Origin of the sequence: Paenibacillus sp. FSL P2-0089 (assembly GCF_038595095.1) — a bacterium.
GTDB classification, from domain to species: domain Bacteria; phylum Bacillota; class Bacilli; order Paenibacillales; family Paenibacillaceae; genus Paenibacillus_AQ; species Paenibacillus_AQ silagei.
In genome coordinates this window covers 2,454,339-2,465,577 of record NZ_CP152006.1, presented here as the reverse complement: position 1 = coordinate 2,465,577, position 11,239 = coordinate 2,454,339, and the positions used below count along the sequence as shown (strand labels likewise).

The 11,239-nt window shown below is 45.2% G+C and carries 7 protein-coding genes; 1 reads left to right on the top strand and 6 read right to left on the bottom strand.

Annotated features, from left to right (window positions below):
- Positions 1 to 21: 21 nt before the first annotated feature.
- From NST69_RS10045 to NST69_RS10020, 6 genes are all read right to left on the bottom strand, one after another.
- Complete coding sequence (locus tag NST69_RS10045; RefSeq protein WP_342549134.1) at positions 22 to 1,554, bottom strand: carboxylesterase family protein; 1,533 nt, start codon at positions 1,552 to 1,554, stop codon at positions 22 to 24.
- 95 nt (positions 1,555 to 1,649) lie between these two features.
- Entirely contained in the window at positions 1,650 to 4,229 is a 2,580-nt protein-coding gene (locus tag NST69_RS10040; RefSeq protein ID WP_342549133.1) for a family 78 glycoside hydrolase catalytic domain, read from the bottom strand.
- A 25-nt stretch (positions 4,230 to 4,254) separates the two neighbouring features.
- A complete protein-coding gene (locus NST69_RS10035; protein ID WP_342549131.1) occupies positions 4,255 to 5,670 on the bottom strand; it encodes a glycoside-pentoside-hexuronide (GPH):cation symporter in 1,416 nt (471 codons plus the stop codon).
- Entirely contained in the window at positions 5,667 to 7,127 is a 1,461-nt protein-coding gene (locus NST69_RS10030) for a family 43 glycosylhydrolase (protein WP_342549130.1), read from the bottom strand. The genes NST69_RS10035 and NST69_RS10030 overlap by 4 nt, the downstream gene beginning before the upstream one ends.
- A 97-nt stretch (positions 7,128 to 7,224) precedes the next feature.
- Entirely contained in the window at positions 7,225 to 9,612 is a 2,388-nt protein-coding gene (locus NST69_RS10025; protein ID WP_342549129.1) for a glycoside hydrolase family 2 TIM barrel-domain containing protein, read from the bottom strand.
- 15 nt (positions 9,613 to 9,627) lie between these two features.
- Positions 9,628 to 9,891, bottom strand: coding sequence for a hypothetical protein (locus NST69_RS10020; RefSeq protein WP_342549128.1), 264 nt, complete (start codon positions 9,889 to 9,891; stop codon positions 9,628 to 9,630).
- Positions 9,892 to 10,069: 178 nt separating this feature from the next.
- Here NST69_RS10020 and NST69_RS10015 point away from each other — a divergent pair, with 178 nt between their 5' ends.
- Positions 10,070 to 11,146 carry an AraC family transcriptional regulator gene (locus NST69_RS10015; protein ID WP_036725020.1) on the top strand — a complete coding sequence of 359 codons (1,077 nt, stop codon included), beginning with the start codon at positions 10,070 to 10,072 and terminating at the stop codon, positions 11,144 to 11,146.
- The last annotated feature ends 93 nt before the right edge of the window (positions 11,147 to 11,239 follow it).

Here is an 11,239-nt window from a genome sequence, read left to right as displayed (position 1 = left end):
TCTATCAAGAGCAGAATCCCCTCAGACCGGACTGCCACTCTTCTTGAAGTACTGCTGCACCAGAAAATTCATGATCTCGCCCGGTTGTTCTCTGGAGAACTCCGCCTTGTCTGCGAACAGCATCCCGTAAGGTGCTTCCGGGGTGTACGGCTCCCAGTGCGGCAATGCTTCGCCTGTGGAATCTTGTCCGTTCGGGTCGCCGGTACGGATGAAGTGAGCGGTATAATTGCACATCTGGCGGGCCAGATCATAATGCTTGCCGACAAACGGCCGCCAGCACTTGGCCAGCGTCTCAAAGAAGAACCACAGATCCACCGAGTGGAAGGTGCCCGGGTTATCCCATCCCGGAATCTCCGCATCGAAATTATAGTAATAGAGCGGGGTTTCGCTTCCGGTATCCGCATTCGCCTGCCCGGCGATCCGGATGGCGTATTCGACCCCGCTTACCGCTGCCCGCTCCGCCGCTTCCTGAACAGCATCCGGCCTAGCGCCGCTAAGCTTCAGGAAGGTCTCCGCATCCTCCCCGAACATGTCTGCCGCAAGCTGCTTGAACTCCCCGTAGGACTGCACATTCGGGGTGCTGAAGAACTCGGAGGAGGTATGGCCTAGCATAATCGGCACCTTCAAGCGTCTGTTCTGCACGAACAGATCGAACGGGTTGCCCACCTGGAACTTCTGGTCGGCAACGCTCCCCCAGAAGCCGCCAAGCGCAACTGCCTTGTCCCGCAGATAGACCGCATCCAGCTTCCGCGCTTCCGCGAGGGAGGATACACCCAGATAGTTAAAGAACTCGATGCCGTCCTGCTCCGCTTCCTGCAACGTCCCCCGTAGCGGCGGCAGCAGCGTTCCCGGATACAGGTCGGTGAAGATACCGCTTTCAACAATCGCCCGCTGAAACAATCCTTCGTTCTGCGGAGAGGTAAGCTGGCTCATGACACTGCCGCCGCCCGCTGACTGCCCGCCGATGGTGATGTTGTCCGGGTCACCGCCAAAGGCGGCAATATTGCGCTTCACCCAGCGGGTAGCGGCCTGCTGGTCAAGGTTGCCGAAGTTGGCGGGCGCCTCCGGCGATTCCGCCGTAATCTCGGGGTGGCAGAGGAAGCCGAAGATATTCAGCCGGTAGTTAATCGTCACCACCACAATCCCTCTGCGGGCAATCCGTTCGCCGTCGAATTCCATCTCTGCCGGATGGCCCACCTGCAGCCCGCCGCCGAAATACCATACATAGACGGGTAGCTTCTCGTCCGCCTGCTTGGCCGGGGTCCATACGTTCAGGTACAGGCAATCCTCGCTCATCGCGATATCCGGCTCTACCGCCCATTCACGGGTATAGATATTGTTATCATCCAGCTCCTGTCTGACCTGCATGGAGACCGGTGCGAACTCGTGGGCCTGAAGTACACCCTCCCAGTCTTCGGCAGGCTGCGGTGCCCGCCAGCGGTTCTCCCCTACAGGCGGTGCTGCAAACGGTATTCCCTTGAAGCTCGTAATCCGGGGATCGGCTGCGGGCAAGCCTTTTACCGTGCCATTCTCCACATTGACCATTCTAAGCATATTACCGTCTCCTTTACATCCACATCGTTGCTTACCCCCAAATTCTAATAGACCCCTTGCCCCAAAACAATGATCTAAGCAGGGCCATAATTGATCTATTCTAACATGCTGGTGCTCCATACCACCTTTGTAGTAACATATTCGTATGTCCCGCTACCCACTCTATATTGATTACCGTCAGGCAGTCTAATGTCAGCTGTACAGTTTCCAGGAACTTTAATGATATAGGTTACTTCATTGCCTTTTATTTCCCACCCGCTTGTTACTTTTCCATATACACTTGAATAAGTAAGCTTGGCATGGTTCAACTCGCTGCATGGTGTGGGTTTAATGACAAAATGGTTCTTTTGACCAGAAGTATTTATACCGCAAAGACCACTAAACAACCATTCACAGCAAGCCCCCTTTGAATAATGGTTAAGCGAGGCATCCGGTGTCCAGTTCTCCCACATGGTTGTTGCTCCGTTGATTACCTGATACATCCAGCCCGGATTGTCCGGCTGGGTTAACATCCTCCAGGCATCCTCTGTATATCCATACTCACTTAGGATTCCCAATACAAATGGAGTGGATAAAAAACCGGTGCCGATTTTATGTTTCCGTCTTCTTGTTAATTCAACAAGTTTTTCCACCAACATTCCCTTGTCTTTATCATTCACCAGATCCAGTGCAACCGGTCTGACCAGCTTGGCCATTCTTTCAGTTTCCAGAGCTTCTTTGCTTATAAAATAGTGCTGATACGCCTCTTTAATCTTCTGTGAAATCTCCGCGTATTCTCCCGCTTCCTTGTGCTTTCCCAGATGCTCGGCCATCTCAGCAAGGCATTTCAGGGAGTAGGCCAGATAGGCTGACGCCTCTTCCGGTCTTGGATACAGTAGCGCCATCTTGCCTTCCGTGCCTTTGGGCTCACTCCATTCTCCGAAATGCCTGCCTTTTCCTACAATGTAGGCTCTGTGTTTATTAGAAGCCGGAAACTTTAAAAAGGAGAATATATTATATTTTCCTAACCTTGCCATGAAGAATTCAATCCAGCGTACCATAGAATCGTAATGTTCTTTCATAACACTGTCATCCCCATAGCGCTTCCAATAACGATAGGGTATCAATACGATAGCATCCCCCCACCCGCTGGACCCCTCCACGGACAATGAATTACGGAAGTTGCTGACTCTCGGAGTAATGTTATACACCAACCCGTTCTCGGCCTGTTCGTCACATACATCCCGCATCCATTTTCTATAAAATGCAGCCTGATCCATAAATATCGTGCCTGTATCAAAGAATAGCTGTGCATCCCCGGTCCATGCAGCCCTCTCACGGGTAGGGCAGTCGGTTGGCACATCCATAAAATTCCCTTTCACACTCCATAAAGTGTTCTCCACAATTTTGTTGATTCCCTCATTGGAGCAATTAAACTCAGCCGTAACCTCCATATCCGAATATACGGCAATTGCCGTAAAAGCGTCAGGCTTAACCTCACCCGGCCAATTTTGCACCAAAGCGTATTGAAATCCCTGGATGCTAAACTTTGGTTTATAATATTCTTCACCATTGCCACTACAGATATATTCGATTTTTTGCAGGTGTGATTTCGTATATTCTCCATCATAGGAGATATTTTTTATCGTAAAATTTCCTTCATCATTTAACTTTTCTCCCATAACCATTGTTATTTTAAGACCCTTAGGCGCTTTCACAAAAAATTCAACAAAACCTGCTATATTCTGTTTAAAATCAAGAACAGTCTGTCCATCTGGTGTTCTGATCACTTCAGGCCGAAGTCGCTCCTTTTCTACAACAGGAACATTATTAGAACAACAAACCACACCGTTATATGAGGTTTCCAAGGCAACAGAAGAATAAGTAGGCTTCCTCCATGCTTCAACAATCTCTCCATCCTTCATGTCAGCATAGCAGATGGGTCCATCATTACTCCAAGTGAAGCTGTTATCAGAAGTAATGATCATCCTATTTCCTTCATCATCTGTGATTTCCAGCTGTGCCAGGAGTTTCGGTTCGTACCCAAACACTTTACTCCCCCCAAAGACCCCTGCCTTACTGGCGTACCATCCATCCCCCAATTCAATCTCCATCGTGTTCTGAGCGGATAGCAAATCCTTAACATCAAAGGACTGATAATGTGTACGGACATCATAATTGGTGGAGCCTGGCGTGAAATATTGATTTCCAACACGTTTTCCGTTCAGCTTCGCTTCATAAACTCCATTCGCAGTAATGTATAATCTGGCTTTTGCAATTCCTCCGGGGATCTGAAACTCTTTTTTAAAGCAATCCACCGGATAACGGACTTTCTTTTTTTTACTGTGAACGTAATTCCCCATGATCCACTTGGCCTTCCAGTCCGCAGGCTGCAGCAGACCCATTTCAAAAAACGCCGGTTCACTCCAAGGTCCTTCTTCCCCTGATTCATCATAAAGCTTCACTCGCCATGATACGATATCCCGGCTATTCAGTGCAGTCGTTATCCTGGCCGACATTTCACCCGTTTCTATCTTGTCACTTGTAGATATCAAATCTCCGTTAATTTCCAATTGAATGACATAGGCAGATTGTTTAATTCCGTCTGCAACATTCCACATCAAACGCGGTGAAGTGATATCGATTCCAATAGGGTTCAACAGATATTCAGTCTTTAAATTCACTGCATGAATCATGATATTAACTCCTTTTCCTTACATACTATTCTCCATTTCTTTCTCTGAGCTCGCTTAAAATTTGAGGGTGTCTCTTCTCCAGCTTCCAAAAGAGCATACACACAAAAGAAATAGCTGCTAAAATAATTGGCAGATAAATGCTAATCATTAAGACTCCACCGATTGCCGAACTGGACTGCTGAGCTGCCGCTCCATCAAAACCGGTCGCACCCAGTATCCACCCAATGCCGGAAATGCTCAGAGAATTTGCTAAAAGCGTAGCTATACCAACCAGACTCATCATCATCCCAGGTACACGGATACCGCTTTTCCACTCCCCATAATCTATAGTGCTGTTTACAAGAACTGTAATTACCGCTGCTAATGGTATAGACCCTATTCCGGAGATCATAAACCCTAAGAAGGCAAGGGGTACGCTGCTTGTATCCATTAGACGAATGAATCCGCCTACTATTCCAAATATCCCCCCACAAGCCACGATCCATCGAACACCTATCTTTTTGACCAGAGCCGGAAGAAACACAAAGACTAGTATTGCTGGAGCCGCACCAACCATTGCCAGCACACTCTGCAGCTTTATATCTCCGAGAATATAGCGGGCATAATAAACACTAGTTGCATTATTCAAAGAAAGAGTAGCGGTTACTACGAAAAGGACGAGGCAAGAAACAAGGAAATATGGATTTCTCAAAATGGATTTCATTGCATCCTTAAAGGGAACCTTCTTTTCAACGCCTTTCTCATCACGGTTAATCGTCTTTACATTCTCATGTGAAGTCCTGAATTGATTGAACATAAGCAAGGAAGCTACGACTATCAAGACAGTGGTGACGATAAAATATGCCCGTTGATCTCCCCCCATTAGCTCAACAACTGGCACATAGCCTAAAGTTACAACCATAGCCCCACCAATGGTGCCTAATGCTCGCCCTGAGCTCATCTTTGTCAGTTCCAGCGGGTTTCGGGTTGCCATTGGTATTAATGAACCTGAAGCCGAAGTGAACATGGAGGTTCCTACATTGAACAGGATTATGCAGGCACCCGCCCATAACATTTTGCTGGACAGCTCAAGACCTTCCGGAATGGAAAACAGCAGCATGAGGGGCAATGCCAGAGGCAGGATAGATCCCGCTAACCAGGGTCTTACCTTGCCATGTCTGGAGTCGAATTTATCAATCATTACTCCTGTAGCAAAACTTGTTACCGCGCCGAGGATAGACCCAATTAATACGAGATTACCTAGCATAATACCGTCTAAATGTGCAACTGTTGTTAAGTAAAACATTGTAAACGAACTAAATATAACTGCAATCAGCGAATTACCAGCCATCCCCAGACTATCACCAATCATCTGTCCTTTACGGAGTTGCAAAGGGATTTCATTTGCATGATCAACAGGCTGGACAAGCTGCCCTCCCTTAACCTCGTTTTCTGCAATCATACTAACTTCCCCTTATCTTTATAATGTGGAGTAGTTTTGATTAAATCAAAACTGATCAGATCTAGTTTACCCTTTCCTTCAAAAGTAAAATAAAGCGGATATACGCTGTTAAGCGAAGTCATTTCCCCTTCAAAATGCTTCCATTGCTCAGATGAGGAGACCTCTATCTCCGCTACGGCCTTTCCGCCCAGTTCGGTTGAGACCTTTACTTTTCCAGTCGCATTTCCGCGTGTTACAATCCCGATCCGGTTCGTGCCTTCAAATTCAAAATACTTAAACCCGGCAGTTGCACCATTCCTGAAATTTGATATATATTGATTGGAATTCCCCTCTCTGTCTTCGCCTTCCTGAGTAAGATATGGGTGCCCTTTTCCTGTCAAGAATAAGAGAAACGATCCTCTGGCGCCTTTCTTGCTCATAAGGTTACAGGCAATTCCTGCTTCATAAGTCCCTTCACCCTTTAATGGCTTTCCATTTAATCCGCAAGATGTCATTTCAACCTGCTTTATTGATCCATCCTCTTCAATTACAATTTTCTCTGCACAGGCTTGCCGGGAATACGGATTTTTATTGGTGTGCCTATGATGGAATATATACCACGTACCATTAATCTCCACTAAACTTCCATGATTATTACCGAAGTAGTTTAACGCTTCTTTCTTCTGTCTGCCATTCAAGTAAATATCCGCATTGGATATAATTGTGCCGCCATACTTGAAGTCTCTGTCCGGGTACTGGCTAGTAGCATAACAAAGCTCATGACTATGCCTTGATGAATAAATAAAGTAATACGTACCCTTGATCTTGCGGATTGAGGATGCCTCAAAGAAATGATGGGACCCGAAGCCCTCTTCCTTCCTGTCCAGAACTACCTTTGGCCCCTCTTTCACCGTCAGCATGTCACTTTCCAATTCCATTACAAAGGCTCCCACTACTTTTCTGCCTGAGTAACTGTTGACAACTGGAGGATTATATCCGGAATATAAGTAAACCCTTTCATCGTCATCTACCAGAACAGCAGGGTCAAACTGAATATATTCTCCCTTATCAGAACCAAGGACATGACCGGCTTTATCCTGCACATGACCATAAAACTCATATTTGCCTGCAGGTGTATCACATACTGCTACTGATAAAATATGTGTGCCGCTCAAACTGTAATATAGATAGTACCTCCCATCTACACCTCTTGCGACATCGGGAGCGTAAAGATAATGATCCCCTGTTTGTTTGCTCAATGGATCTTGGACTTTGTCATAAATTACACCTTCATACTTCCAATCTCCAAGATCGTTAACGGATGCGGACCAGCCTACATAGTTGTTCATACAGTAAGTTGTGCCGTTAAATTTGTCATGTGACCCGAAGACATATATTCTACCGTCAAAAACATACGGCTCAGGATCGGGAATGTACTCATAGCTTGGAATAAATGGATTGTACGCTTGCTTTTTCATGGCTTCCCCCTACCCCAAATCTTATAAAATTCTTTTAATAATGTATAAAGTAAAACAGGAATCAATTTGCACCGATTCCCTATTTACAGTACGTGCTTTAAATTGTATGAATAAAGCATCTGGCTGCCGTTAATCCGTCAGTTGTTGCTTCGACTGTAATTTCTCCAGCGCACCCATTGCTGCGGATGACCGCCAGTGCCTTGCCTTTGAATAATTGTCTATGATTAGCTGAGAAAGACTCTTCAGTTACTGGATTACCAGAACCCAGAGCTATTAAGTCACCAGTCCCTGATACATTAAAATAGATATCATTTTCTGCATAACTTACTAAATCACCGTTCCCGTCTACTACTTCCGCAGTAATATAAGCTAACTCCCCATACTCAGCTTTAATATTCTCCCGATCCACAGTAAGCCTTATAGCTACAGGAGCTCCGGTAGTCTTCAGGATTTCTCTTTCCGATTCAACCCCACCGGTATAAGCAATCGCCTCGATTCTACCTCCGCTGTAAACAACGTCAAAGCTTGTTTTCAGCTTCACTGCAGCACCCGCAGGTTTTCTCCCTTGTGAGATGCCATTAATCACTAACTCTACTTCATCAGCATCGGAGTATACATTCACACTAGTCGGCTTGCCTTCGTATTCCGGATAACTCCAGTGATTCTCAACGGGTTCCCAGCCCCAGGGAAGGTGATTAATTTGCTTTCCATACAGTTCAGGCGGCAAAACGCCAATGTATGGTTTATTTCGGTTCCCCCACATAATATCCCGGAAATAGGACTGGGGACGCTTGAATCCGCATACATCCATGTCACCGACATTAGCGTAAAACCACGGATAACTAGCCCCAAGAAAACCAGCTTCCTTATCGATTTCCACTCTGCCTATACCAACCTCGCCGAGATAGTCTATGGCTGTCCACACAAAATCTCCGGCTACGTTCGGATTATTCATTGTGGAAATCCAATTATCATATTGTGTGTGAGGATAAGATTCCGTACCCACAATTATTCTATTAGGGAAACGGATAGCATCGTATTCATATCTTGAATTGAGATAGTTGTAACCAACGACATCTGCGTCTTCCAGAAATTCCTCCGTTCTATCGCCCCATCTGTCATTGTCAGGATCGACACCGTTTCCCGCAAGATTCGCCCCTAAATTCCCCATAGCCATATTAATGGCAACATCTTCCATAAGTCCGCAAACTGCTAAACTTACAGGTCTGGTGGAATCTAGTTCTCTGGCATATTGAATAAGCTTCTTTGCCCAAGCGTAGCCCTCTGACTGACCATCCCGTTCCATGATCTCATTTCCGACACACCACATGATAACAGACGGGTGATTATAATCCCTTAAGATCATGGAAGCCAAATCCTCCTGCCAATCCTTCTCAAACCACAGGTGGTAGTCATTAGCGCTCATGCCCACTCGCCACACATCGAAAGCCTCGTCAATGACCAATAATCCAAGCCTGTCACAGGCATCCAGAAATGCGGGTGAAAAAGGATTATGGGCCAGCCGCACTGCATTAAATCCTGAAGCCTTCAGCAATTCAGCTTTGCGTTCCTCTGCCCTGTCATAACTGGCCGCACCCAGGGGGCCATGGTCATGATGGACGCTCCCTCCCTTAAGCTTCATACTTACTCCATTTAAGCTGAAGCCATTCTTCGGATCAAAGGATATGCTACGGATACCCATGTTACTTTGCATAGTATCAACAACTTCCCCGCCTACAGACACTTCACAAATCATCTTATACAGATTGGGGACATCGGTGCTCCATAGCTTCGGATGATCTACTGGAATCAGGGTATCCGCTGTTTTCTCTTCACTTTGAGCCAGTGTAACCTTTGCGGTACCTTCTGCTACTTGGTCAGAACCATAGTATAATTTGAAGACAGCTGTTGCCTCTACATCACGGTCTTCCGCATTCGTAATCTTCACGCTGGCATCCACTATCGCGAGTTCAGCACTAACCTCTGGAGTAGACACCTGTAAGTCCCAAGGCTTCACATGAACCTTCTCTCCCGTATGCAGCCATACATGTCTATACATCCCGGTCCCTTGATACCATCTGGCACTTGGCTTGGCACTGTCATTTACGATAATGATTATTGTATTCTCACCAGGCTGGAGCTTCGTTGTTAGATCAACTATGAATCCCGTATAGGCATAATGGTGGGTAGCTATCAAATCCTTGTTTAAAATCACTTCCGCTATGCCACACACGCCTTCGAATTCCAGGAGAATGTGCTTACCGACTAATTCATCAGTGAAGCTGATAATCTTCTTGTAGTAGACAACACCTCCGGAAACAAAACCTTCTCCACTTCCTGAAGGGTTGTTGGCATTTCTAGGCTTTGCTATGCATGCATCATGCGGTAAATTCACCGGTTGCCAAGGCACTAGAGCAGCCATCTCCAATGGCATAAAACCATACTCATGATACTCCCAGCCGCTATCAAAAAGTTGTTTGTTCATTAGGCTCTCCTTTGATTACCAAATATCAATAGCTGTTACACTGTGGGGTTCAACAGCAAGCTCCAGGATCCATTCCCCGCCCGGAAGGGACTTCAGTTCAAAAGGGGTACTAATCATGTCAGCAGCCCGGAACAATTCCTGCAGCTGATGCTGTGTAGGATATACCGGACTGCCTTGCTCCAGCCATTTTGCTTTTGGATTGGCATGAAACTCATCGATAAACCGAATTGTTGCTTGTTTCCCTGTTAAATCACCCTTAAATGTAATGCAAACCTCCATAAATGGCTTCATCCCGATACTGAGAAGGAAATCAATTAGGGAATGCTTCTGTATTCCCCAATTCATCTTACCTTTATTTATCTAATGGGTTAATGGATAGGATTAGCCAGTAATCTTGAATAGGATGAAACAATAGACTAGACTAGATTTAGGTCGAAATGTGACACAGGAGGTTACCGTGCTTACAGAAAAGATGGATCACATACTTCAGGTATTAACAAATTTAGAGGAGTTCTACAAAGAAAACTCCGACGGTAAGCTATCCTTACAGGAATATTCAACTTACACCAAATTTCTATCCAGTAATTATATTAAGAAAAATAAATTAATCCGCGTATATTGGCCCCAATATTCTGAACCAACCCCTAAATACATTACCGGTTTAACGGAACTGGATGAAAATATGCTTATTTTGGCAGACCTCAACATGGCCATAACCAAACATATCAATTTCTCTCTTGATCTCATGCACTCCAATAACTACTTTCAGTGCATCTATATTCATAAAGGCAGCGGGATTCTTACACTGTCAAATAAGACATTTCAGTTGTCAGAGGGAGACCTGTTTGTTATGCCCCCCGATACAATGCATTCCATAAAAATGTTAGATGGAAGTATTTGTATTTATGTGATGATAAGACGTAAATATATTGATTCTGTTTTTTTTGAATTATTCCACCATAATCCTCCCCTGATTAGTTTCTTTAACAAAGTACTTTTCGAAGAAACCAAGCAGGAATCAAACTATATCCTCTTTCATACTGGCGATAACGATGATGTAAGAGAAACCATGCTACGCTTATTTAGTGAATACTTATGGGGAGATGAATTCCGAAACCAGATTATGGAATGCTACTTGAAGTTATTGTTTAGCTTCTTGTTTCGCCACAAGCAGTCTGACATTGAAACCCCAACTTCATTTTCAAATATTGAACTGCATTTCAATGAAATTATGAATTATATAAGAAAAGACTTCAGATCAGCAACTCTATCGTCAGTAGCCGAATACATGCATCTAAGCAAACAGTACATCTGCAGGATTATACAACAGGTATCCGGCACTAGCTTTTCCAAGCTGTTAATGGATGTAAAATTAAAAAAAGCGGTCCAGTATTTAATGGAATCCAATCTGAAACTCGAAGATATTGCGGATTACACAGGTTTCTCCGATGTCTCCCATTTTAGCCGCACATTTAAGACTCATTATGGTCTTTCACCATCGAAGTACCGAACGCAGAGCAAGGTCCAGCTGTAAATAGCAAACAAAAAAACAACCCCGGGATGGAGGTTGTTTTTTGGGTTCATCAGTAATCTGCTAGATTGCCCGGGCGACTTCATGGGCTTCACT